Origin of the sequence: Vibrio sp. YT-15 (assembly GCF_033337445.1) — a bacterium.
Taxonomy (GTDB): domain Bacteria; phylum Pseudomonadota; class Gammaproteobacteria; order Enterobacterales; family Vibrionaceae; genus Vibrio; species Vibrio alginolyticus.
Map to the genome: position 1 here is coordinate 434127 of NZ_JAWOQR010000003.1, position 23847 is coordinate 457973.

Consider the following 23847-nt stretch of genomic DNA (forward strand, 5'->3'; position numbering starts at 1 on the left):
GCATCAATCGTTTCCTTTTTGTTTTTTAGCGTATCTGCTGCCTATCTAAAAAGTATTGCTCAAGATCCAAGTTGTCACTTTTATTACGGATGACTTAACAGTTGGGCTCGTTCTTACTTTTCACTTAGTCGCTACTTTGTTCTCCTCGAATGTGGTTTGGTGCTCACATTCTAAATCCCGACATCTGAAAGCCACTTGAGTCTATAATTTTATTGAGCGTCATTCCTCACTTTTTGGACTATAAAAATGAGATAGTATTCATATCCCACTTAGGTTGCTTGACAGATTAGCAGGACGAACTTTGATAACAAAGAATACAAAGTATGCCATTTTACTCGGCTTAGTTCCCATCGCCATATTTGTAGTGGCCTTTCATTCGATAACCAACTTTTACGTCAACTCGGTAAAAGCGTCGAAAATAGATGCTTACGTAGATTATTTAAATCAAAGGTCTGCCTATTTGGACGGAGCAATAGTGAAGCAGATTGCTCAGTTAGATTTTACTTGTAGTGATAGTGATGTAAGAACTTTACGCGACCCACGTTTTTATAACCGTTACATTCGTTTTATTGCGATGACCACAGAAGGCGGAAAAACGTGTTCCACGGTTGGTAGTGAAGTGTCTCGCCCATCTAGTAGTGAACGATTTCAGATGGATGAAAACTTTTTCGCATCACTTATTTTGCCGCAACAGAATGACCAAATAGAGTGGATGGTCATTTATGATAATGAACACGTTGAAGTCTTCTGGGTACTTGATAACAGTTGGGTTAACGAGGTAATAAAAACGCCTTGCAAAGACTGCCTATTTGTAGAGTTTAAGTATGATGAACCAATATTTGGTGATTTAACGATAAGCCGTGGCAAAGCGAATATTGCAGGAGAAGAAAACGCACTCTCAAAAGAGTTTTTCTTTTCAGGAGAGTCTCAAGCCAACATGCTCATCAAGATATACAGCGGTGAAAAACTTAAAAATTATGCTCAGGAAAGAGTACTTTTGTGGGGCGGTCTTGTAAGTGTGCTTGCAGGTCTTGTGACTGCCTTTGCATACATATCTGGTAAAAGCTTGAGAAAATCCATTACAGGTCTAATTGAAAATGGGATTAGTAATGCAGAATTTATTCCTTACTACCAGGCGATTGTCGATAGTCGCGATGGTAAGACAGTAGGATATGAAGCTCTGATTCGATGGTCGCGACGTGATGGAATGGTGCCACCAAATATGTTTATTGGTGCTGCAGAAGAAAGTGGCCTGATTATTCCGATGACGAATCAGCTTATTCGTAAAATCATACAAGACTTAAGTGACTTACCCGAGCATACGTGGGTCAGTATCAATATTGTTTCCTCCCATTTAGAGTCAGGTGTATTAACGAAGTTGCTGTCGGAGTTAAATTGGCCAATCTCGAATAGAATTCATTTTGAATTGACCGAGAGAATACCAGTAAAAGACACTGAGGCCGCGAAAAAAGAGATTTTGTATTTAACGAATAAAGGCTACAAGTTCAAAATTGACGATTTTGGTACCGGATATGGTGGCTTTTCTTACCTACAAGATTTGGGCATCCGGTGTGTAAAAGTGGATAAGATGTTCATTGATCCAATAGGATCTGACGACCAAAAGCTGAAAGTGCTGGACTCAATTGTGTCTGCAGCGAACAAAGCGGAATGTGAGATGATTGCAGAAGGTGTAGAGAGCCAGGCTCAAGTCGAATACCTGGCTCAGCATGCGATTTACCTTATTCAAGGTTATGTTTACGCTAAACCAGAGCCCCTGACTAACCTTGCAAGCGCTTAACAGCCATAACGTCAAAACGTACCGTTTTAAAGGTGTCAGTTGCCTAGGTTAGCGCTGATTTCTGCTGATGGGGTCACACTTGAGGATTCCTAACACTCTCATTACTTCTAGAGTGTTAGGAATTAACGTTACTTAGGAGGAGAGTGCGGCTCTTTTCGCTTTGATCGACGTAATGAGCTGAGGTAGTAATGACATTACGATCATTCCTAGCATTAAGCTGTATTGCAGAGGAGTGAACGTTTCCCCCAATAGCAGTAGGCCCGAAACAATGCCTGCGACTGGGTTTGCAATACCACCAAAGGTAAAATCTACGACCGACATCCGCTGCAATAACCATACATACATGCCATACCCTAATGCGGTGTTCAGAATAATTACCCACAGTAACCCTAGAATATTCGTCATGGATACGTCCTGTACGACCGTAACATATGGCTCTGGATTGTTTATCGCCAGCACACTTGTTGCGATAGACATAATCACGCCACCCAAAATGAGCTGCCATGTTAGCACTGTCCACCAGTGCATTTTTGTACCTAGTGACTTTGTTACGCTACTTCCTATCACGATGCACATAATGGCGGAGATCATCGCAAGTAAGCCCACGGGTTCGAGAGAAATAGAGCTAGGATCAAATAAGAACCAAGCTAAAGCAATCAAAGTTGCGCCGCTTATTGCTTGAATGCCACTAGGCTGACGTTTGTAGACCGCCCAACCAAACAGCATTGCAAAAACGGGGACCGAAACCATACCAACACCAGAGATGGCAGAAGGAAGCGTCAACGCCATGACAAAAATGAGACCAAAGAAGCAAGCGATGTTGATGGTTCCTAAAACAAGCAGCACCTTCCACTCACTTCTTTTTGGAAACGAGGGCTTTATTGCCAGCAACAAAAGACCCGCAGGCAGTGCCCTTAGAGCGCCAAGTAAAACGGGAGGCCAGTCCGGTAGAGTAAACTGAGTAACAGCGTAAGTCGTCCCCCAAAAAAAGGCAGGAATCATCGCAAGTAAAATGTTCATGTTAAATATCTTTATGTAGAGATAATTAAATGTAACGATATCGGCAAGGTGGCTTTTTGTAAAGTATCTTTATGTTAAAATAAAAAATATATGATGTTTGGAGAGAAATAATGGATGCAATTGATAGAGTGGTAGAGCAGTGGGCTAGGGAGAAGCCAGACCTCGACACTGAACCGATGGCAATAATGGGTCGACTAATGCGAATTGCAAAACACATGGAATCTAGGGTCGCCGAGCTACATAAGAAGTACGACCTGAAAATGGGTGAATTTGATGTGTTAGCGACACTGCGTCGAGCTGGTTCACCATATTGTCTTACTCCCTCAGCGTTAATAGAGTCGATGATGCTCACTTCGGGTGCGATGACTAATCGCTTAGATAAACTTGAGAAGAAAGGGTTTATTACCAGAACCCATAGTAAAGAAGACCGACGTAGCGTCACCGTTGAACTAACAGAGCAAGGCTTAACCTTAATTGACAAGCTAATTTTGGAGCATGTAGACGTTCAGCAATCGTTATTGCATGGTTTAGAAGGCAATGAAAAAGAGCAGGTTAACCAGGCGTTAAAATTGCTATTGCCACAATTTGAGTGAGAACGCAGAAGGAGGTAGGGGATATGAAAAGCAAAGAACTAGAACAATACTTAAGTACCTTCATGTGTGCAGAAAGCGATTTCCCATTTGGGCCTGAAGCGCTTGTTTACAAAATCAAAGGTAAGATGTTTGCCATCATTGCAGAGAGAAACGGTCGGGAGTATGTCAGCGTAAAAGTAAAACCAGAAGATGGAGAAGTCTTAACGTCGCAGTTTACGGACATTATCCCAGGTTATCACTTAAATAAGCGTCATTGGATAACGGTTTATTTTAACGGTGATGTCGAGGATGGGTTGATTCAAGACTTGTGTGAACGCTCTTATGCTCTTGTCGTTGCCAAGCTGCCGAAAGCACAACGAGCGTTGCTTGGTGAGTAATCGGCAACGCACTGGCCTCTGTTGTTTTGTCGCTCGTTGCTCGTAGCCTTTACGGAAAAATTCGCACCTTTTTCATCCTCGGGCTATATAAGAATAAGAAGGTGGAAAAGGGGAATGATATGCGAGCATTATCTGAATGGCTAAAAGAATACGGGGAGAGTCACCAAAACCCTATCAACCAAAAGATTCACACAATCGCAGTTCCAGGTATTTACCTTTCTGTGGTTGGACTTATTTGGTCGATTCCCCAGATTTCATTATTAGGCTTCGAACTTAATTGGGTTTGGGTAGCGGTGATCCCCACTTGGGTTTTCTATTTTCGTTTGTCTCTGAGTGTATTCATGATGATGATCGGCTACACATTAGCGTGCATTGGCCTTATTTGGTCGCTAGAGGTATTGATGTTGCCCGTTCTGCATATTTCTATGCTCTTGTTTGGCGTATTGTGGATATTGCAATTTATCGGTCACAAGATTGAAGGTAAAAAACCGTCGTTTTTTGAGGATTTACAGTTTCTACTCATCGGCCCGATTTGGGTGTTCAGAAAACACTAGCGATAAGCAAAATCAGGCATCATCCGAATTACACAAGACATATAACGTTCAGAGATTTTGTAGCTCTTACTACAGAATACCTCTCCTTCTTATTGCCACGACAAGCATTCACTTTAGATACGCACTATGATTAAAGAGGTGCCAACGCACTTTACGCTATCGAGATGCTTAAACTTACGGCAAGTTTACTTTAGGGGGATGAATGTACGATCGACAATATAAGTATGCCTATTGGAGAGAAGAGCGTAAAAAAGGCAAATGGCACTATATATTAAAGTCCTTCTTTATGATTTGTTGTGCATTACTGCTTGGTAAAGTCATCGGTTTGTTCATTTTTGGAGAGCTGCATTCTTTAAGCGACATTTGGGAACAACTCCCTGCGGATGTTTTTATTATGATGCTCGTGGGCTTTCCAATTAGTGTCCTTGGTTGGTACCACGAAGAGTCAAAGTTTTTCCGGGCACTGCGACGCAAAGAAAAGCGGTTAAAAGACAATCAAAACAAACCGAAATAGAGTAACCTTTGTCTATGTTTGGATTGCCACTTATCTATCTGAACTGTTCGATTTTACCCCTTTCAGTCGTTTAGCGTTTAGTTACGTGTTGCAAAAAGCCTTCTTAATGCAACAGCCCCTAGCGTTGTGGAAATTGGTACTGTAAGAAACATTAAAAAACGAAGTTGAGCATTAGCGTATAAAGGCTCGCACTGTCATCCTTTGGGGCTGATGAAAACGCGCCAGAGCTATTATTGTAGGCGTTGAACCTTTGCCATTCTGCGTTTAGGGAAACGTTGTAATCTAGGTCGTATCTCAATCCGAGTAAGAAACTGTCTCCACTTTTTTTATCCCGACTATTAAACTGCTGACCGTAAACAATATAAGGAGTCAGCTTGTTTACATTATAACTTGTTGTCGCGTACCAAGATGAGGAAAGATTGCTGGTCTGTCCTTCTGCCATAATCACAATGTTATCGAGCTCGTATCTTAACCCTAGAGAGAACAGATCGATCGTGTTGTTTTTTTCTGTTTCAACTAGACGGTCAATGATTGTGGTTCCGCCACCGGGAGTGGACTGCTCAATGTTAGAGAGCGTCGTTGTTTGATCATAATCGCCGTGGAGGTAGGAAAAATTCCAACGATAGCTCTCTCCGCTTAGCGTTAAGTTCATCCCTGCAGTATTGTTTGACTCAATTTCCAATTCAGTACGTTCATTGATGGTTACGTCACTATTGTCTTTAAACCCGACAAACGGCATGGCGGTAAGTACGACTTGCTCATTGAGGTCATGAATCCAGCGTGCAGATAGGCCGTTATAAGCCGTGATACCTAGAATGCTGTCATATACCTCATTCGGTGGGCGGGCTTGGGTAAAAGCGTGGCCGACATAGTTGTACTCAGACATCAAAAACAGTGGCAGTCTTAAGCGTCCTCCTCGTATTTCTATGTTTTGATAGGTATAAGCCAAATACGCCCACTCGAGCTGAGGCGAGCTCCAATGGTCTTGCGGGCGCTTTACGACTTGTGCGGATGCCCGAAATGCCTTGTGAAAATAATCGAGCTGCATGCCGAAAGTGGTATCGCAATCGAAACAAGATTCATCGCCAATAAAGCGGTTAACTAGTAACGTAGTTGGGTTATCGGATTTTGCCCACGAAGTAGAGCCAAAACCACTTAAAGAAAGTTGTTCTGTTAGTTCAATCGTGGCTGAGCTCGGAAAGGTCGCGATACTCAGCGATAACATGGTTAAATATTTTTTCATATCAATTCTCCGAGCTAACCACACATAAAACATGAGCATTACTAGGGACGCTCGATGTTGGGGCATAACCAATTCTATTCGGCTTCTCTTGCATCCATGCTATGAGGTCATCAATGCTGGAGCGTGCAATCACTTTTGGCGGTCTAGCTTTACCTGAAAAAGACAAGCTTGCCCAATGCGCGTTCATTTGCGCTAAATTTTTGTTGAGAAGATAACGATAGAACTCAGCTCTTTCTGTTGATGTCGCAGGCCAGTCAGAGAGTTCAATTCGCTGGCCTTGTAAAAGTTGCGTCTTCCCTCTGTACAACTTTCGCGCTTTATTGACAGTGAGCGGAGAGAATTCGTCATTAAATGAGAAAACGGCGTAGCTCTCTGCAGCGAGAGCTTGGCAATTTAATGAAAGAAGGGCAATCAGAATAAACAGATAGCGTTTTATGTAACGCAAAGGAAAAGCAACGCGAGAATGATTTCTACTCATAGAATCCACCTACATTGCTTGTTCAATTTGATACAACAGTTTTTCTTTGCGCACAGGCTTTGGTACGTAGGCATCCATTCCTGAATCAAAGCAGCGTTGAATATCATCATCAACGACGCTTGCTGTTAATGCGATAATGGGCGTCTTAGCTAATCCTTTACTCGCTTCATAAGCTCTAATTTGCCTAGAAGCTTCAAACCCATCCATTATGGGCATCATGCAATCCATCAAAATAACATCAAACTTTCCATCTTTTTGGAACATTTCGACTGCAATTTGTCCGTTTTCTGCGACTTCGAATTGATAGCCTGCTTTAGATAGCAATAGAGAAGCCACTTTCTGGTTCACTCTATTATCTTCGACAAGCAAGATGCGTTCGGAGCGAATAGGCGTTACCGTTGCTTCTGGTTGCTCAGAACTTGCAGGTAGTTCATGAGTTTTATCGGGGGTGGTGTTCTCTTGGTGTGGTTCAGCAGGCGTCGTGTTGGAAACACGTAACCCAATTGCCTTATCTAACTTCTCTTTAAGCAACCCTGCTTTAAACGGTTTGGGCACATAGTCATCCATTCCAACGTCAAAGCATTTTTGTATATCGTCATCGACCACACTTGCCGTTAGAGCAATAATCGGAATTCTGAAAGCGCGTTTTTCTTTTACTTCTATTTGACGAATTATTTGGGTGGCTTCAAATCCATCCATTACGGGCATCATGCAGTCCATTAAAATTAGGCTGTATTGATTCTGTTGAAATTTCTCAACCGCTTCTTGTCCGTTTACAGCGACATCAAAGTCGAAGCCAGCTTTTGTGACGTGTAGCCCCGCGATTTTTTGATTGACCGTATTGTCATCAACGACCAAAATTTTCGGCAGAGATTTAACATGTTGCGCTGAAGTGCTCTCTTGTTGTGCGTGCGAGAAATTTGCCGCACAACTTTCAAGTGCTTTAATTAAGCGCTGCCCTAGTAGTGGCTGAGTGACCAAGGCGCTGATACTGTTTCTAAAGTCGAATTGTGGGCTATGAAGGTGCTTGATGAGGCAGACACGAATGTTTCGTTTACAAAGGCTTTCTATCTCATCGATATGCATCGCCGCTGCATTTGGTGATGCTTCTACATGAATAACGATAACGCGCTCGTTATCAATCCACGTTGGCAACGCACTTAAGGTATCTACTGACTGCGTTATATTGATGTTGAAAAAACTTAACTCGTTACGCAGTTTTTGTTCTAGTTGAGTACTGCTGCATACAATCCATATATCGTTGTGATTCAGAGCGTGATAAGCGTTAAACTCTTGCGTCACAACAGGAGCAGTTAGTTCAAAGAAGAAGCGACTGCCTTTACCTTTCTCGGATTCAAGTTGAATTTCTCCACCCATTAGCTCAACTAATTGCGTGCTAATGGCAAGCCCAAGTCCAGTTCCCCCAAATTGTCGGGTAGTAGAGTTATCCTCTTGGGCAAATGGAGCAAATATTTTCTTTTGCTGCTGGGCATCAATACCAATTCCAGAATCTTTAACGGAAAACTCGATGACCGCTTCACCATTTTTAATTTCGCGGGTGATGACCGATAGCTCTACACTGCCTTGTTCGGTAAATTTTACCGCGTTAGACATGAAGTTCATGACAACTTGGCGTATACGATGGTCATCCAACATTACGTGGTAAGGCGTGTTACGGCTAATGTTGACTTGCACATCGATGCCTTTTTCCTTTGCTTTCGGTGAAATGATAGAAGCAATGTCATAGATAGACTCTCGAACACAAGTTGAATGTGGGCTAATGAGCAACATCCCAGATTCAATTTTTGAGAAGTCTAGAACGTCATTAATTAAACTCAAAAGCAGTTGGGAGGAGGTTTCAATCGTGTCGACGTAATCGCGTTGTGTGGCAGTCAGGGAAGTATCGGATAACACTTCAGAGATGCCAATAACGCCATTTAGCGGCGTGCGGATCTCGTGGGACATGTTGGCCAAAAAGCTACTTTTGGCTTTACTCGCCTTAATTGCATCATCTTTTGCTTGTTCTGCATCTTCTTTAGCTTGTGTGAGCTTTAGTCTGGACAACATCCGCTCATCACTAAGCTTTTTTACCTCTCGAGCAAACTTACTCAGCTCGTCTTTACCCTTTATTAGTTGAGCAAGAGGTGAATTTTCAGTGTTACTTTGTTCATTGCTTTCGTTACTGAGAAATTTGAGGACTAGATTCAAGTTTCCAGTAACTTTTCGCACCAATCTTAGCGTTAAACTTACGACCAACAGCGTTAAAAGGCTCATCATTGCGATAAAGGTAAAGCGGTGCTGTGTCGTCGTGTTGATTGTCTTTGATATATCATCACTCAGCTGTTGTTCCATTTTGTCGTCAACACTTTGTAATAACGATAAGCGTTTGTTGAGTGCAGATAACCCCGCATCAATCTCATCCGGGGTTAATGATTTGAGTTGAGCTGGTTGCAATAAATAAGCACGAAACTCTTGGCTTTTGATAAAGACTTCACCCGTAAACGTCTCAATGAGCAGATCTACTTGTTGTTGGTTGGCATTTAGCGTCACAAAACGCTCTAGAAATAGTTGTTGGTTCTGGATTAAAGATTGGATAGAAGCCTGTGTTGTGAGGTCATACTCGTTATTTTCCTCTGAAGATCGAATCAAATGTTCGCTTAACCTATGCTCTTCAGTGGACCAAAACATCAACCATTCAAGTTGCATCAAAGAAGAAAGGTGAGTGTTTGTTTCATAACTCACATTTCTAAAATAGACTTTGTCTAAGCTCATGAGGATTTCTTTGAACGTATCAGCGCGCCACTCTGCCGCATCTAACTTTTCTTCTTGATTTTGCGAAGAGAGCATCGAGAGGGTTGCTTCCTCAAAGCTTGTCAACTGGTTTAGTATCTCAGCGTTTTCACCGAATACTGGTGCAGCGGTGTCGCGTAACAATTGAGATATCTGCTGAGTTTTTAGTTGCTTATCTATTACATCAGGGTTATTCGGTAGGTGATAAAGCGAAGATACGCGGTCGATGTAGACAGAGAATAACTGTGCTTTTTGTAGTTCCTGAGCCTGGATAGAAAGGCTTTGTACATGTTTACCCGCGAGGACAAGCAACAATAAAATTGGCAGCAAAACCAACCCAAATAGCTTTTGTTTTACCGACAGGTTGTTCCAAGAAAAGATTCCTACCACGCGCATTTCCATATCCAAGAAGTTGATATGAAAAGTGTAGTTTATTTATCTCAGATGTTAGATTTTAAGAGAAAATTCATATTAATGAGGTGGGGGAAGTGTGACCGATATTGCATTACGAGTACTAACGCGCTAAGCGGCAATAGTTAACAAAACGGCGTTCTAAGCAAAGTGATTGACGCTTTGAGCGCCACTCCCTCGTTGGTATTCAAATGCAATCAATTCCTCAGCAGGTACAGGCCTACCTAAGAAAAAGCCTTGTACGACGTCACAGTGGAGAGACTCCATTCGTGTGAGTTGAGTTTGAGTTTCTACGCCTTCGGCTACTACTTTCATTCTTAGGTTGTGAGCCATGGATACAATCGCGCGAACTAATGAATCGTCTTGATCGCTTTTTCGGATTTGAGCGATAAATGAACGATCAATCTTGAGCCCGTCAAAAGCCATATGTTGTAGGTAGGCAAGGGCTGAATACCCCGTACCAAAGTCATCTAGCCAAACTTCCACTCCGATACTTTGTAGTTTTTTAAGCACATATTGAGCTTTCTCTGTATCATCAATAAAAAGTGACTCTGTCACTTCAACATGAATGGTTTGAGGGGCGACATCATGTCGTCGTAAATACTTAGAAAATAATTGACTTAAATCTTGGCGATAGATTTGTCTTGGGGACAAGTTTAATGCGATGTGAAAATCAGTACCGAAATGTTCTGCCCACATTGCCCGCTGAGCAACTGCCGTCTCAATGATATGTTCTCCAAGCTCCAATATTAAATCACTTTGTTCTGCGATCGGGATAAACGATTCTGGACTGATATAACCTTTCTCGGGATGATTCCACCTAACCAATGCTTCGACCCCAATTAGGCGATAGGTTTTTAGATCAAATTGTGGTTGATACCACAGCTCGAATTGAGACAAGTCACGTACTGAACGACGCAGTTCTCGTTCTATGTATAAACGTTGTTTAATCGTTTCATCAAACGTGGAATCGTATATCGTCATAATGTCTTTACCGCGTCTTTTAGATTCCTGCGCCGCAAGAGAGGAAAGCTGTAAAAGAGACTCAGCGTTTGAACCAAATTCTGGATACACAGCAATTCCGAGGCTTGCCGTAATTTGAATATCGTTCTCTTCCAAACTAAAGGGAGAGAGTAGTTGGCGATGAATATCGTTCGCTTTTTCTCTAGCTTCATGATTGTCCGAGCACGGAAAGGCCAGTACAAATTCATCCGCACCTACTCGACTTACGATGGTAGAAAGGCGGTAAAGCGGCTTAAAATAACTCGGCAAACGGCCTTGAAGCTCTGAGGCAAGATGGCCTAGCAATTTATCCCCAATGTTATGTCCATAGTTATCGTTAATGTGCTTAAAGTCATCCAAGTCAATAAACACAACCGCGAGTGAGGGGGATTTGTGGTCAGTTATTTGCGTTTGAATATCAATGAGTAACTTTTCTCGGTTTGGCAGGGAAGTCAGAATATCGTGGTACGCCATGAACTCAACTCGGCTGGTGTATCGGTTCACTTTGTTTGACATTTTGTTGTACGCCGAAATAAGTTCTCCCACTTCATCTTTGCTTTGTATGTCGGTGACTGGCAGCGCTTGGGTATTTGACTCTGAAAATTGATCTTTTAGTTGCTTGAGTGGCTTAGTTAACGACCGCCCCAAAGCATAAGCGATGATGCTACCGAATAGAACGGATATCCCACTGATCGTTAGCAGCAAGTTAAACATCTTCTGTTTATCGTTTGAGGTAATCGCTTGGACTTGTTCAATGTTCTGTTCTTTCTCTTCCAGTAGATGTATCAAGTTAAGCTCAAGATATACCGCCCCAAGAGTAATATTTGATTGCTGAATCGGCGCTGCGATCTCCAACTGATGCTTGGAAAAGGAAACGAGAGTTCTGGATTCTTCTATTGCTTTCAAAATAAAAGGAGAGCGGTAATGAGGTTGGGCAAACATCCTTAGCTGAGTAGTGCCGTCGTGAAAGATTAGCCCTTCATTGTCAACAACATGTATTTTCGAGACATCTGGCTGGCTCAATGTTGCCTTAATTTGCTCATACGCTTGACTGATATTGTCTGTATAGAGTGGATCAAAAAGCTGTTTTGATAATAGCTCTGCATAAACCAACCCTTTTTGCTTAACGTAAGATTCTGTTTTTTCTTGAGAGTTGTTCGTGATTTGTTGAGTTAAGCTATTTGAATACGCATCGTAACCGTGCATGTATAACGCAAGATTTATCACCACAACAAACAAGACAACGAATATTGTCGAGCAAATATATTTGGTTTCGAGTGAGAGCTTTTGAAACATCAATCCACCTTCGGTAACAAGTGAACTGACTTGCGCACTGTACTTAAGGAGGCTCGCATTTCTGGAGTAAGCGCGCTGAATTTTTTGGTGTTCTGAAACTTTTTAAGTGCGAGAGAGCCTTCGTGAGTTGTATCCATATCAAGCAGTATGGACGTGATTTTACGCTGTTGCTCTAGGCTCATGCTTGGAGAAGCGAGAATCAAATCCCTGGGTATTTCAACAGAACGAGAAAAAATCGCTAGTTTGTCTTTCATGTTCTCTGGCAAATCTTTGGGATTGTTCCAGTTGAAGTTACTGAATGCTCCTGCTGCAACTCTCTGTTTATATACCCATACAGATAGGTTGATTTCATTTGACTGAGCGAGTTGCTCATCAAGGAATAAATAACCAATACTGTCTTTGGCCGGTTTGTCATCAGGAGAGGGAAGGTATTGCAGTTTTTCTCCGTGATTCAGCAATGTAATCGCAGGTAGGTAATAGCTGCTGGTAGACGTACGCTTTTCGAAAACAAGCGTTTTTCCGCGCAGGTCAGAAAGTGACTCAATGCCACTCTCTTTATTAGTAAAGAACACCGTATGATATTTTTGCAGGCCTTTTTTCCATCGTATAGCAAGAACTTGGCTATTAGACTCCTTTTCTAAGGTCATCGCATTAAAGGGGGTCGCCGTTGCAATTTGAACGGTGCCATTTTCAAGCGCAACCGCGAGCTGACGATAATTTTTAAATACCTTTACCGCCCCTTTTGCGTAACCATATTCAGCCATATTTTCAGTTACATACTGAGTAAGGGGCGTCGCTTTTTTGATTTTGCTTTGGGCTTTATTGGACACAATGCCAAATGTGAATGTTTTCTCAATATTTTCTTGTGCACTGACGACAAAAGGTGAACTCAGCAAAGTGAGTAATAACAGAGTGCAGGCAGGTTTCATCCGGCTTCAACTTCCTTCTGGTGCATGTCAGTAATATTTAGTATTTATCAATGTGCCGAAATCAATCTTAAAAACAGTATGATGTACAAATTTCGTTGTGTGCGCACTTTTTATAATGTGACTTGGTCACTTATTCCGTTCAAATAGTACCGAATTTGACGTTTATGTACAGGATGAATGTATCACCGTGAGTCTGAATTCACCGGATTCTTGGTCAAGCGCAGTATTGGCTGTGAGCTAATGCGCCATCTGTATCGCTATTTTGTACTAAGAAAAATTCTCCAATTGTTTTTGATACTTTTTCTGGAGAGCTTCATTGCCTGCTGCACGTTCAAGTTGAATCATGAGTTGCAAAGAGGGCTTCTTCACGCCATACATTTGATTGAATCTCATTAATCGAATTCTAGCTTCAGTATAATCACCGCTATCAATTTCTATTTTAGCGAGTTGCAAAATCGATTTTGGTCTATGGGGGTCATGATCGATAGCTCTAGTAAAGTAGTATCTCGCTTTGTCTTTATCTTGTGATTTTAGCGCACAAAAAGCTGCATTCTCATAGCTCGCTGGAATAAGGTAGTAATAAGGCTGCTCAATGGCTCGATTAAACATCTGATCGGCTTTTTCGAAGTCACCTCGCTTGCAAAGAAAAGTACCGTAGTTATTGAGCACATTTCCGTTTTTAGTGTGTTGGCGTAGAGAGCGTTTATACATCTGTTCGGCTTTAATATCTTCACCAACCGTTTCGTAGTAGTGAGCCATAGATAATTGCGCGCGATAGTATTGAGGTGCGTGGTTTAAGGCTTGTTGTAAGTTATCATGCGCGCGAATCATGTTACCGCCGTCTAAATAACCTAAGCCAAGTGCGATACGTGATTCTGCCATTGCCACAGGATCGGCTTTAACGACAGGGCTTCCATCTTCTTTCACCGTCACGCAACCCACGAGTGCAAACTGAGACAATAATATTAGTGCACCGAGCTTTGCTGTTTTCATTCTTTATCCCTACATCCCTGAATCTTTCTGCATGATATGAATTACTTAGCAAAAACCTATTGAGGAAAAAACACTATGCGATCAGGTTTGCAAACTGTTATGAAAAAGCCGCCATATGGCGGCTTGGTTCACATATTACATTTCGGTAATGATGAGTGCTTTGTTTGCTTATTTTGAAGCTAATCGTCTTTAGTGAAAGCATCTTCACTGAAGTGCTCGAGGTCGTACGGTGTTTGCTGATAAACACAGTAGTTCAGCCAGTTTAAAAAGAGAAGGTGTCCATGGCTTCTCCAGCTTGCAATTGGTGGGTTATCTGGGTTGTTGTTTGGGTAATAGTTGACAGGAATAGCGGGCTCCATACCTTCGCTTAAATCTCGGATATATTCATTATGTAAAGTGTGAGAATCATACTCAGGGTGTCCTGTGACAAAGACATTTCGTTTGTCTTTTGTGGTGGCCAAGTACACACCTGCGACATCCGATGTCGCTAAAATGTCTAAGTCAGTATGCTCTTCTAGAAAGTGAGGCGAAAAATCTGCGTAACGCGAGTGAGGAGCCAAAAACGTGTCATCAAATCCGCGTAAGATAGGGTGAAACTGATGATGGATTTGATGATGATACACGCCTGAAAGTTTTTCTTTACGCGTTTTTTTAGGTAGATCGTAGAGTAGCTTTAACCCTGCTTGCGCAGCCCAGCAAACATAAAGAGTGGATGTCACATGATCTTTTGCCCACTCCATGATGGTTTTGAGATGATCCCAATAAATGACATCTTCAAATTGCACCAAACCTAATGGAGCCCCAGTAATGATCATGCCATCGAAGTTTTTATCTCGCACCATTTCAAATTGGCGATAAAACGTGTCTAAATGTTCAGTTGGCGTATTTTTACTCGGGCGGTTATCAATGCGCAGTAATTCGACGTTAACCTGTAGTGGGCTGTTTGAGAGTAGACGCAGAAACTGAGTTTCAGTCTCTATTTTTTTTGGCATCAGATTAAGGATCAGCACTCTTAAAGGACGTATTTCCTGACTCGCTGCACGCGTTTCACTCATCACGAAGATGTTTTCTGTCCTTAATACATCGGTAGCTGGTAATTGATCTGGAATTCTAATTGGCACGACTTTCTCTCCCTAAGTATAGTCAATCTAGACGTCTATACTTCTAAAGCTAACTTAATTAAGTTTAGATGTCGATACGAAATCCGACTTTTCAATCTACTCTTTACATTATGGTAAACCGTACTCGGGGTTGTCACACAATTGTGACTAAAGCAGAGTTTCTGATGAGATAGGTTTGAAACGCAGTGTGTACTATTTGCTGGTAATTATGCGATCACGTTAATATGTGAAGGTGACTTCGTAGTAAGGAAGTCTCAAATTAATGAGCCATACTAAAAACAATCAGCTCACCATTTTGCATTAATGTGCATATTTGGAAACATCGTCAGTGGAGGACATTATGTTCGGTATTTTCAAGAGAAAGACAAAGATTCAGGGCATCGCTCAAGAAGTTCCTTGCGTGCTACTGCATTCGTTTGGTGATAAAGACATTTATACGCCGGAAGAGATTGATCAAGCTCTTCAAAAGCTGGGTTATGATAAGAGCAAGGATATCAGTCATTATCAGTATGCGTATGGAATGTTTGCCGATGAAGCCTCTTACGAGCTCCTAGAACTAACGGATGAGCTAGGTAATTATGGTCATTTCCAACGTGAAGTAGGTAAGATGCTACTCAATACACCTGAGCCGATTGATATGCATATCTACTTTGAAATTTCTCGTCAGCACCAAAACGTCAGCCTTTCACCTGGTCATCAAAAAGTAAGCGAAAGTGATGGTGTGTAAACATCGTTAGTGGTATTCCATCGTGAGATGAGTTGGGTATAATGCACGGCCTAATTATCCGGACATGTTGTCGGTTACATTTCTGTTGAGCGTTAATGCCTTATGTTCAAAATGCTTGTCTCTATGCCACCAATGTTGGCGCTGTCGATAGCGATTGTATGTGAAGTGATTGCCACTTCTTATATTCCCAAAACAGAGCAATTTACGAAAGTAATGCCGAGCACAGTCGTTTTGATTGGTTACGGCATCGCTTTCTTCTTGCTTTCCATCACAGTGCAAACAATGCCTGTCGGGGTTGTTTATGCCATATGGAGTGGTGCTGGGATCGTTTTGGTTGCGACGGTTGGTTACTTTGTTTACGGACAGCGTCTAGACTTACCGGCCCTAGTTGGTATTGGGTTTATCATCGCTGGTGTGTTGATCGTAAATTTATTATCCAAAACAGTAGGGTACGAATAACGCCACTCTACTTGTTAAGTGAATAAGAAGCCGCAGCGAGAAATTGCTGCGGCTTTTTAGTGCAAATTCAATCGCTAATGGCGAGTATTGATATGACGTCTTATTGTTGTATTCATCACGGTCGCATTATGTGATTGAAAAACAGGCATTATTTAGCGCATTGAAAATACAAAGTTATGTTTCTTCAAACTTTAGGAAAGGGCAGTAGATAAATCACTCCGATAGATGTTAACGTGGCGACTCATCTTTACTGCTTTTTCATTCCCTACATATTTCTGCAAAGTTCTTATTGTGTAGTGTGTCGAAGAACCATAGAATCCGCGCGCTTTAATTTATGTTATTAGCGTTATCAATGATAAAAGTGCAGTCCATTATCATTGTTTTTATCACTTATAGATGGGCACATCTGACAATACTTACATGAACAAATACAAAAAGCCTGCATTCAAGGCCGAATTTCTTTTGCCTCGTTACTGGGGAACGTTAATTATCATTAGCGTGATGTACTCACTTAGCCTCCTTCCTTTTAAAGTTCAACTAGCTTTGGGACGCAACATTGGTCGTTTAGCTATGCGACTCATGAGAAAACGTCAAGTTACGATCAGACGCAATCTTGAGCTTTGCTTCCCTCATATGGAAGAATGCCAACGCGAAGCAATTCTAAAAGACAACATCGACAATACTGGCATCGCACTTTTTGAGACCGCAATGGCATGGTTTTGGTCAGATAAACGGGTAAACAAACACGTCACGATAAAAGGCATGGAGCATCTAGAGGCTTTAGAGAAGTCAGGCAAAGGTGCATTAATGTTGGCCGTACACTCAATGAATCTAGAGTTAGGTGCTCGAGCTTTTGGCATTAAAAAGTCTGGAACCGGTGTTTATCGCCCAAACAATAATCCGTGCTTTGATTATTTTCAGTATAAGGGACGCTCTCGCTCTAATCGTACACTGATTGATCGTAAAAACGTCAAAGCCATGCTTGAAGCACTTAAAACGGGTGAGCGGGTTTGGTATGCACCGGACCACGATTATGGTAACCGACGCTCGACATTTGCACCGTTATTTGCCGTTAAAAATGCTTGTACTACGACAGGCACAAGTTTGTTGGTTGATTCTACAGATTGCGCCATTGTGCCTTTTACGATGGTAAGAGGAAAAGACGGACACTATACCCTAACCATTAGTGCGCCCGTCGAAGGTTTCCCGAAAGAGGATCATCAACGTGCCGCCGCATTCGTGAATCAAATAGTTGAAACATCAATCATGGCAAGTCCGAGCCAGTATATGTGGCTTCATCGTCGGTTTAAAACTAGACCAGAGGGTGAGGACTGTTTGTACAAGCCTAGGCTCATCCCTAGCTTGGCATAACACATAGAGAGCCTACAAAAAGCCCAAGGAACATACGAACCTTGGGCTTTTACTTTCTATTCGTTTCGCTTTATAAGTAGCGATCTTTTAGGTGAGCTTGAAAGTGTTTAGCATTCAGTGTTTCACCCGTGGCTTGTTTTACCAACTCATCAGTGGTGAATAAGCTACCTTTACTCCAGATGTTTTCCGAGAGCCAATTGAATATCGGAGCTAAGTCGCCAGAACGAATAACCGCATCTACATCGACGGTTTGTTTCATTGCTGCCATAAATTGTGCAGCGTACATCGCACCGAGCGTGTAGGACGGGAAATAGCCAAAACTTCCGTCTGTCCAATGGATATCTTGCATACAGCCATTTTTGAAGTTTCCTTCGGTTGATAGCCCCAAGTACGCTTTCATCTTTTCGTTCCAGAGTTCTGGTACATCTGTATGTTTGATGACGCCGTTCATGAGATCTCGCTCAATTTCATATCGAAGAATAACGTGAGCAGGATATGTTAGTTCGTCAGCATCTACGCGAATAAAGCCTTTTTCTACGCGAGTGTAAATTTTGGCTAAATTGTCTTTTTCGAATTCACTACCAGAAAAATGGTTAGAAGCCAGTCGAGCGAGGTGATCGATAAACGCGCTGCTTCGTCCTATTTGCATTTCAAAGAAGAGTGATTGTGATTCATGAATACCCATAGAGCGAGCTTCTCCCGCGGGTGTTCCTGATAAATCTTTTGGTAGCCCTTGCTCGTATCGAGCATGGCCAGTTTCGTGGACAATCCCCATCAATGATTGGACAAACTCGTTTTCATTATAACGTGTCGTAATACGCACATCTGTCGGTACACCGCCACAAAATGGGTGGGTACTCTCATCAAGTCGACCGTGTTCAAAATCGAATTGAAGTAGCTTCATGACTTCCAAACCGAGCGCTTTTTGCTTTTCCGCAGGGTAGTGTGCAGTTGGCAATAAGATGTTGTCTGATTGTTGTTTTTCAAGCGCTTCATCGATCAAAGTAGGAAGCCAGGTTTTCACGTCAGCAAAAAGAATGTCTAACGACGCAGACGTTGTGCCAGGTTCATAAACATCGAGCATGGCATCATAAGGAGTCGTGCCATTTGCTTCGGCTCTAATTTGCGCTTCTTCCTGCGATAGCTTTACTACTTCAGCCCAGTTCTTTTCAAAACCAGCCCAGTCATTTTCTCCACGTTGCGTACGCCATGCATGTTCACATTTGGAGCCAGCAAGAGATTGAGCTTGAACTAATGATTCTGGTAGTAAGTTAGCTTGCTGCCACCCACGCTTCATTTCTCTTAGGATAGATTTTTCTTTTGTAGACAGCGTCTCTTCTTCTGCCTGAGCGAAAAGCTCTCCCAAGTGCGGTTGAGTCATTAAAGAATGGATATGTACATCGAGCTCTGCCGTGGCATTCGAGCGTGCTTCAGCGCCACCAGGTGGCATGACCGCCGCTTGATCCCAATCTATGATGGCTGATAGATGCTCAAAATTTGCCACTTTTTTGGAATGTTCAACGAGTTTTGTAAATGCGTTCATGTGACTACTCTTATTCTTTTGTTCTTTCCCTAAACACCCGATAACGGGTCCTTCATATGGTGTTGCACTAAGCAACCTGCGTTAATTTACTAATAATTAACAATTAACTCCAACCCATTGTCCATAAACTCACCCAGTTGTATAGCTCTCTTAAAAAAGAAGCTTGCGAATCTTGTGGATTGGCGGTATTGATGAAGGATTGACAATTAATTATCACGATAATATGGATATTTTGAATTTCGAGGCATTTATTATTGCCATTACGATTTTAACGTTAACGCCAGGTTTAGATACTGCACTTGTTATCCGTAACACTAGCCGATCGGGCCTAAAAGATGGATGTACAACCAGTCTAGGGATTTGCTTTGGCTTATTCGTACATGCTTTTTTTTCTGCGGTTGGTATCTCGGCGATTCTTGCGCAATCAGCAGAGTTGTTCCAAATCGTAAAAATGATTGGCGCAGCTTATCTTATCTGGCTTGGTTTGAGCAGTTTAAAAGCGCTAATGTCGTCGAAAGATGGATTGACCGTGACCGAGCAGATTCACGAAGTGTTTAATGGTAAGCGCTCTTTTAGAGAGGGCTTTCTTTCTAACGTCTTGAACCCGAAAACGGCGGTCTTCTATTTGGCTTTCTTGCCACAGTTTGTGAATCCAGAAGGTTCACCCTTGCTTCAATCAATGATGATGGCATCTGTACACTTTGCTATTGCGATGGTTTGGCAGTGTGGTTTAGCTGGCGCGCTTAACTCGGCTAAAAATCTACTAAAGAATGCAAGCTTTATGAAGTGGATGGAAGGCGCGACGGGCGCAGTATTAGTCGCACTTGGTGTGAAGTTATTAATTGAAAAACCCGTTTAATGCGTAATATTTATCGATTGTTGATACTACTCGCTGTATTTATTGTGGGGATAGGTGCCGCTGTTGCTTGGCATACGTGGCCACAAGTACAGTTTGCGCAACGCGGCATGATCTGGTCTTGGCACTGGGGCTACTTCGAGCCTTTTGCTAATGGAATACAACAAACGCGAACTCAAGACACTAAACAGTTATTGCTCAGGCGTGTGTATTTGCATGACGCTATTGTCGTTTTTGTTTCGACAACTATGGACAATAAATTTGAGGTTGACGTTGTAAAAGAGCAAACCTGTGAACCTAAAACGACAACTTGGGCTTCGGTCTCTGTCAATCATCAACGTGTTAGGCATGTACCTATGGTGTGCGATGCGTTTGGGCAAGGCTACTTTTATCGCTACATCGGGAAACATCTGGAATCGATTGAGGTTGGTGTCGGCGACTCGTTTGTAACAGAAGCATTTTTAGACTGGCCGCTATCAGAGTTGAAAGCGGATCAATTCAAGCAAAAAAATGCGAAGTTTTTTGAAGAACGTGGAGAAAACGTTGAGCATCAATGGTTGAGAGATTAACCATTTAACCGAAGATAAATAAAGCCCGCTAAATAATAGCGGGCTATGTGTTTTTACCATTTCTAATGTGTTTTGCTCTCTGTGACTGGTAGTTTGTGACCGCAAACCTGCCGTTTCACTAAGCTTTCACTGCTTCAACTTCACCTGATTGCGATGTTGAGCTAAAGAACAGTTTGGTTTCTGCCAGTACGACGTGACGCAGTGCGATCAAACCAATTAGGTTAGGAATTGCCATCAGACCGTTTACGATATCAGCCAGTAGCCAAATCATATCGAGGTGAAGGAATGCACCAGATGCCACCAAGCCGACGAAAATCAGTTTGTATGGAAGCACAGCTTTAGTTCCGAACAGGAACACAACGCAACGCTCACCGTAGTAGTTCCAACCAAGAATGGTGGTAAAAGCGAAGAACATCAAACCGATTGAGACGAGCATAGGGCCAAATGTATCTGCATTTAAACCCACCGCAAAAGCATGAGTCGTCATCGCGGCACCTGCAAGGTCACTTTGCCATGCACCGGTCAGGATTAGAGCAAGGCCTGTCATGGTACAAATAATGATGGTATCGAAAAAGGTACCCGTCATTGAAATTAGGCCTTGTTTAACACAAGAGTCTGTCTTCGCTGCTGCTGCTGCCATAGGCGCGCTACCCAAACCAGATTCATTTGAGAACACACCGCGAGCGATACCTGATTGGATTGCCAACATGATGCTTGCACCTAGAAAACCACCAGTCGCTGCTGTTGATGTAAAGGCTGAAACCAGCACTAATTCAACGGCATTGAACAATTGGTCTGCATTCATGATGATCACGCTTAAACACGCCAACACATAAAATACAGCCATGGTAGGAACCACTTTTCCTGCAACGTTAGCAATGGATTTGATGCCACCCAAAGTTACGAAAGCAACCAAAAGAGTTAGTACAAAGGCAGATAGCTCACGGTTAACACCAAGAGATATCTCACTTGCATCCAGAATCGCGTTTACTTGTGGAAACGTACCGATACCAAAACAAGCAACACCCAAAGCAAACACTGCAAACATGATCGCGAGAGCTTTTGAGCCAACACCGTATTGCAAGTAATACATTGGGCCACCAATCATTTGGCCTTTATCATCGACTCTTCGGTACTTAACCGCCAACAAACATTCGGCGTATTTAGTCGCCATTCCGAAAAGGGCAGCGAGCCACATCCAGAATAGAGCGCCTGGTCCACCGAGTTTGATTGCTGTGGCAACACCAACAATGTTACCAGTACCAATTGTTGCTGAGAGCGCAGTACAAAGAGCTGCAAAGCTAGAAACGTCACCTTGAGTATTAGATGACTTATCTTTACTGAATACCATCGCTAGCGCTGTTGGGAGGTGTTTAAACTGGATCAAGCCAAGGCTAAAAGTGAAGTAAACACCTGTACCCACTAGCAAAATAAGCAGCGGTGGACCCCAGACAAAATTATCGATGGTTTGTAGTAAAGATTGTAGGTTGTTCATGATTTCCCCTTAATAAAACAACTAATAAGGAGAAGAGGGAAAGGACGAGATCAACGATCTCTAAAAGAACTAAGCTATTGGTTGTAGGCGGGAAGGCCAAGCAAAATAGTTAGGTTGTAACTTTCCACTCCTCTGTCCTTTTGCCTGAGAGTTTCACCTTGCGTGAGTGCAAGACTTGCTCCTTCGGCGACCGATTTAACGGTTCTCTCCAGAGGTTCCTCCAACTACAGTCCCCGCTACCTAGGTAGCACCTGAAATAGTTAATTCTTCGGCGAGTTATGCTAATCAAATGTTAAAATTTGATTAATAACCACTCTCCTGCAGTCTTCATCGGAACAATTACTCAATTAAATGAGTAAAGGTTAGTTAATGATGCTGGTCATCATTAACATGTGAACTCTATCATGTTTTTGGTCCATTTCAACACCCTATGTCAATTTATTTTTAATGAAATAACCTCATCAATTTTCATGAAGGTATGTTTGCCAATCTTTTTGTGCGAGTCACGGCATAAATAAAATTTATTGGGTTAGGCAATGGAACCCAAAAACACTTCAGAACGATAAATGTGTTTCGATTGTTACGACATAAGTTATTCAATTAAGGACACAAAATTGATTAAAATCGGAGCACTTATTTTAAAATCTACGCTAAGTTGACCTTATGGTACGTATAAATGGGTTACAATGAATCTTTGTGAAACAGTCTACGGACCTAGGCAGTTTTTCATGAGTGGACAAGGAGGCAGTATGACCAGATTATTAGCCATTGCGGTGTTGATTGCAGTAGCATTTGTGCTGTTTCGTTATCGAACCAATGAAAAAGTCCAAAAAGCGACCGTTATAACATTAATTGGCGCATTTCTGATTTATACAGCATCAATTATGTTTGCGGAATTGATCCGCTAGCAAAGTAAAAGAGTCCTTGGAGTAGTATACGGTGAGTTCTCAGAACAAAATGGAAGAGCAAGACGACGTAGTTGTCATTGAAGAGCGTGACAAACGTACGCATATCTATATCGCAATCGCTGCGGTGTTAGGCTTGGCATTTGGTGGCCTTGTTGGATCGGTTGTCACTGCGAACAAGTGGGAATCGACTTACCACGTATTAGAAGAAAAGTATCAAGCACTAACGCAAGATAAAACCCAGTTGGCATCTCAAGTAAAAGTGCGTGAAGAGGCGCTTGACCAAGAAATACAAAACCAAGTTAGTGAGTTACTTGCCGCGAAAGACGAAGCGCACCAGAAAGCACTTAAGAAGTTGCAAAAGCAATTGACTGAGGTCGAGAAGGTCAACTTGTCACTAGAGTCTCAATTGAAGCAGCAGGCAGATAAGATCAACACGACGAAGTCAGAAAATGAGAAGTTGAGTCGTCAAGCGGATATGCAAGCGACTATGTTTGAGCGGTCCCGCGAAGTATTCCAGAAAGAGCTAAAAATTTCGCAAGAATTAGAGTCTCTCGAGAAAGAACGGTCGAAATTATTACCTAAGATTGAGAAACTCAAGAAAGAGTGTGACGTATTTTTAGAAGGCAAATCTTGGGACGTGAAGTCGGACGCTTGTGATAAACATGATGAAGCTAATTCACGACTAAGTCAGGTCGATCAAATGATTGAAGTCTATAAAATGGACCTCAAACAAATCAAAGCAATAACGGAAGATATCGGCCTTTAAGTCTTTTGTATCCGATTTTTGAAAAGCAAAAGGA

General features: G+C 42.2%; 22 protein-coding genes and 1 riboswitch. Of the genes, 12 read left to right on the forward strand and 10 right to left on the reverse strand.

Translation table 11 applies throughout. The features are described from left to right. Nucleotides 1-475 precede the first annotated feature (475 nt). A complete protein-coding gene (locus tag R7D93_RS08970) occupies nt 476-1798 on the forward strand; it encodes an EAL domain-containing protein (RefSeq protein ID WP_170897117.1) in 1323 nt (440 codons plus the stop codon). A 132-nt stretch (nt 1799-1930) separates the two neighbouring features. Here the strand turns inward: R7D93_RS08970 and R7D93_RS08975 are convergent, their stop codons facing one another. Further along, nucleotides 1931-2818: a DMT family transporter gene (locus R7D93_RS08975; RefSeq protein ID WP_042522534.1), complete on the reverse strand. Its 888-nt coding sequence runs from the start codon at nt 2816-2818 to the stop codon at nt 1931-1933. Between the two features lie 110 nt (nt 2819-2928). Here R7D93_RS08975 and R7D93_RS08980 point away from each other — a divergent pair, with 110 nt between their 5' ends. From R7D93_RS08980 to R7D93_RS08995, 4 genes are all read left to right on the forward strand, one after another. Beyond that, a complete protein-coding gene (locus R7D93_RS08980) occupies nt 2929-3411 on the forward strand; it encodes a MarR family winged helix-turn-helix transcriptional regulator (RefSeq protein ID WP_017633984.1) in 483 nt (160 codons plus the stop codon). Nucleotides 3412-3434: 23 nt separating this feature from the next. Continuing rightward, nucleotides 3435-3788 carry an MmcQ/YjbR family DNA-binding protein gene (locus tag R7D93_RS08985; RefSeq protein ID WP_017633985.1) on the forward strand — a complete coding sequence of 118 codons (354 nt, stop codon included), beginning with the start codon at nt 3435-3437 and terminating at the stop codon, nt 3786-3788. Nucleotides 3789-3907: 119 nt separating this feature from the next. Then, entirely contained in the window at nt 3908-4342 is a 435-nt protein-coding gene (locus R7D93_RS08990; protein WP_005377800.1) for a DUF962 domain-containing protein, read from the forward strand. 202 nt (nt 4343-4544) lie between these two features. Further along, nucleotides 4545-4856, forward strand: a complete 312-nt coding sequence (locus tag R7D93_RS08995) for a hypothetical protein (RefSeq protein ID WP_054577887.1) — start codon at nt 4545-4547, stop codon at nt 4854-4856. 151 nt (nt 4857-5007) lie between these two features. On the opposite strand, the gene R7D93_RS09000 is transcribed toward R7D93_RS08995, so the two are convergent. From R7D93_RS09000 to metA, 7 genes are all read right to left on the reverse strand, one after another. Then, nucleotides 5008-6099 carry a hypothetical protein gene (locus R7D93_RS09000; RefSeq protein ID WP_025766727.1) on the reverse strand — a complete coding sequence of 364 codons (1092 nt, stop codon included), beginning with the start codon at nt 6097-6099 and terminating at the stop codon, nt 5008-5010. A 1-nt stretch (nt 6100) separates the two neighbouring features. Further along, nucleotides 6101-6577, reverse strand: coding sequence for a hypothetical protein (locus tag R7D93_RS09005; RefSeq protein ID WP_017633987.1), 477 nt, complete (start codon nt 6575-6577; stop codon nt 6101-6103). A gap of 9 nt (nt 6578-6586) precedes the next feature. After that, nucleotides 6587-9763 carry a response regulator gene (locus tag R7D93_RS09010; protein WP_082245533.1) on the reverse strand — a complete coding sequence of 1059 codons (3177 nt, stop codon included), beginning with the start codon at nt 9761-9763 and terminating at the stop codon, nt 6587-6589. 156 nt (nt 9764-9919) lie between these two features. After that, a complete protein-coding gene (locus tag R7D93_RS09015) occupies nt 9920-12076 on the reverse strand; it encodes a GGDEF domain-containing phosphodiesterase (RefSeq protein ID WP_005385729.1) in 2157 nt (718 codons plus the stop codon). Beyond that, complete coding sequence (locus R7D93_RS09020) at nt 12076-13005, reverse strand: phosphate/phosphite/phosphonate ABC transporter substrate-binding protein (RefSeq protein WP_005385723.1); 930 nt, start codon at nt 13003-13005, stop codon at nt 12076-12078. Before R7D93_RS09020 ends, R7D93_RS09015 begins: the two co-directional genes overlap by 1 nt. A 267-nt stretch (nt 13006-13272) precedes the next feature. After that, nucleotides 13273-13998: a type IV pilus biogenesis/stability protein PilW gene (pilW, locus tag R7D93_RS09025; RefSeq protein WP_151514736.1), complete on the reverse strand. Its 726-nt coding sequence runs from the start codon at nt 13996-13998 to the stop codon at nt 13273-13275. 179 nt (nt 13999-14177) lie between these two features. Continuing rightward, nucleotides 14178-15119 (reverse strand): homoserine O-acetyltransferase MetA, encoded by a 942-nt coding sequence (gene metA, locus R7D93_RS09030; RefSeq protein ID WP_158159640.1) that lies wholly within the window; start codon nt 15117-15119, stop codon nt 14178-14180. A gap of 340 nt (nt 15120-15459) precedes the next feature. Here metA and R7D93_RS09035 point away from each other — a divergent pair, with 340 nt between their 5' ends. The 3 genes from R7D93_RS09035 (at nt 15460) to R7D93_RS09045 (ending at nt 17676) form a co-directional block, all read left to right on the forward strand. Continuing rightward, nucleotides 15460-15846, forward strand: coding sequence for a hypothetical protein (locus R7D93_RS09035; protein ID WP_053303128.1), 387 nt, complete (start codon nt 15460-15462; stop codon nt 15844-15846). A gap of 123 nt (nt 15847-15969) precedes the next feature. After that, complete coding sequence (locus tag R7D93_RS09040; RefSeq protein ID WP_213966591.1) at nt 15970-16305, forward strand: DMT family transporter; 336 nt, start codon at nt 15970-15972, stop codon at nt 16303-16305. 420 nt (nt 16306-16725) lie between these two features. Next, nucleotides 16726-17676 (forward strand): LpxL/LpxP family Kdo(2)-lipid IV(A) lauroyl/palmitoleoyl acyltransferase, encoded by a 951-nt coding sequence (locus R7D93_RS09045; RefSeq protein WP_213966580.1) that lies wholly within the window; start codon nt 16726-16728, stop codon nt 17674-17676. A 70-nt stretch (nt 17677-17746) separates the two neighbouring features. Here the strand turns inward: R7D93_RS09045 and R7D93_RS09050 are convergent, their stop codons facing one another. Continuing rightward, the gene (locus tag R7D93_RS09050; protein WP_005377788.1) at nt 17747-19219 is read right to left on the reverse strand and encodes a carboxypeptidase M32; all 1473 of its coding nucleotides are present in this window, start codon (nt 19217-19219) and stop codon (nt 17747-17749) included. Between the two features lie 223 nt (nt 19220-19442). On the opposite strand from R7D93_RS09050, the gene R7D93_RS09055 reads away from it, so the two are divergent. Together R7D93_RS09055 and R7D93_RS09060 are read left to right on the forward strand one after the other, a co-directional pair. Next, nucleotides 19443-20078, forward strand: coding sequence for a LysE family translocator (locus R7D93_RS09055; protein WP_017820932.1), 636 nt, complete (start codon nt 19443-19445; stop codon nt 20076-20078). Further along, nucleotides 20078-20644, forward strand: a complete 567-nt coding sequence (locus tag R7D93_RS09060) for a hypothetical protein (RefSeq protein ID WP_005385713.1) — start codon at nt 20078-20080, stop codon at nt 20642-20644. Before R7D93_RS09055 ends, R7D93_RS09060 begins: the two co-directional genes overlap by 1 nt. Before the next feature lie 118 nt (nt 20645-20762). Here the strand turns inward: R7D93_RS09060 and R7D93_RS09065 are convergent, their stop codons facing one another. Beyond that, complete coding sequence (locus R7D93_RS09065) at nt 20763-22139, reverse strand: alanine/glycine:cation symporter family protein (RefSeq protein WP_005377785.1); 1377 nt, start codon at nt 22137-22139, stop codon at nt 20763-20765. A gap of 122 nt (nt 22140-22261) precedes the next feature. Continuing rightward, nucleotides 22262-22361: riboswitch (glycine riboswitch) on the reverse strand. 527 nt (nt 22362-22888) lie between these two features. On the opposite strand from R7D93_RS09065, the gene R7D93_RS09070 reads away from it, so the two are divergent. Both R7D93_RS09070 and R7D93_RS09075 read left to right on the forward strand, forming a co-directional pair. Then, entirely contained in the window at nt 22889-23047 is a 159-nt protein-coding gene (locus R7D93_RS09070) for a hypothetical protein (RefSeq protein ID WP_005377784.1), read from the forward strand. 31 nt (nt 23048-23078) lie between these two features. Then, nucleotides 23079-23813 (forward strand): chromosome segregation ATPase, encoded by a 735-nt coding sequence (locus tag R7D93_RS09075; RefSeq protein ID WP_017820934.1) that lies wholly within the window; start codon nt 23079-23081, stop codon nt 23811-23813. The last annotated feature ends 34 nt before the right edge of the window (nt 23814-23847 follow it).

Excerpts from the sequence above, each read along its gene's own strand:
- R7D93_RS08975 (WP_042522534.1), bottom strand. The coding sequence starts at position 2,818 with ATGAACATTTTACTTGCGATGATTCCTGCCTTTTTTTGGGGGACGACT.
- R7D93_RS08980 (WP_017633984.1), top strand. The coding sequence starts at position 2,929 with ATGGATGCAATTGATAGAGTGGTAGAGCAGTGGGCTAGGGAGAAGCCA.
- R7D93_RS08985 (WP_017633985.1), top strand. The coding sequence starts at position 3,435 with ATGAAAAGCAAAGAACTAGAACAATACTTAAGTACCTTCATGTGTGCA.
- R7D93_RS08990 (WP_005377800.1), top strand. The coding sequence starts at position 3,908 with ATGCGAGCATTATCTGAATGGCTAAAAGAATACGGGGAGAGTCACCAA.
- R7D93_RS08995 (WP_054577887.1), top strand. The coding sequence starts at position 4,545 with ATGTACGATCGACAATATAAGTATGCCTATTGGAGAGAAGAGCGTAAA.
- R7D93_RS09000 (WP_025766727.1), bottom strand. The coding sequence starts at position 6,099 with ATGAAAAAATATTTAACCATGTTATCGCTGAGTATCGCGACCTTTCCG.
- R7D93_RS09005 (WP_017633987.1), bottom strand. The coding sequence starts at position 6,577 with ATGAGTAGAAATCATTCTCGCGTTGCTTTTCCTTTGCGTTACATAAAA.
- R7D93_RS09010 (WP_082245533.1), bottom strand. The coding sequence starts at position 9,763 with ATGCGCGTGGTAGGAATCTTTTCTTGGAACAACCTGTCGGTAAAACAA.
- R7D93_RS09015 (WP_005385729.1), bottom strand. The coding sequence starts at position 12,076 with ATGTTTCAAAAGCTCTCACTCGAAACCAAATATATTTGCTCGACAATA.
- R7D93_RS09020 (WP_005385723.1), bottom strand. The coding sequence starts at position 13,005 with ATGAAACCTGCCTGCACTCTGTTATTACTCACTTTGCTGAGTTCACCT.
- pilW (WP_151514736.1), bottom strand. The coding sequence starts at position 13,998 with ATGAAAACAGCAAAGCTCGGTGCACTAATATTATTGTCTCAGTTTGCA.
- R7D93_RS09035 (WP_053303128.1), top strand. The coding sequence starts at position 15,460 with ATGTTCGGTATTTTCAAGAGAAAGACAAAGATTCAGGGCATCGCTCAA.
- R7D93_RS09040 (WP_213966591.1), top strand. The coding sequence starts at position 15,970 with ATGCCACCAATGTTGGCGCTGTCGATAGCGATTGTATGTGAAGTGATT.
- R7D93_RS09045 (WP_213966580.1), top strand. The coding sequence starts at position 16,726 with ATGAACAAATACAAAAAGCCTGCATTCAAGGCCGAATTTCTTTTGCCT.
- R7D93_RS09050 (WP_005377788.1), bottom strand. The coding sequence starts at position 19,219 with ATGAACGCATTTACAAAACTCGTTGAACATTCCAAAAAAGTGGCAAAT.
- R7D93_RS09055 (WP_017820932.1), top strand. The coding sequence starts at position 19,443 with ATGGATATTTTGAATTTCGAGGCATTTATTATTGCCATTACGATTTTA.
- R7D93_RS09060 (WP_005385713.1), top strand. The coding sequence starts at position 20,078 with ATGCGTAATATTTATCGATTGTTGATACTACTCGCTGTATTTATTGTG.
- R7D93_RS09065 (WP_005377785.1), bottom strand. The coding sequence starts at position 22,139 with ATGAACAACCTACAATCTTTACTACAAACCATCGATAATTTTGTCTGG.
- R7D93_RS09070 (WP_005377784.1), top strand. The coding sequence starts at position 22,889 with ATGACCAGATTATTAGCCATTGCGGTGTTGATTGCAGTAGCATTTGTG.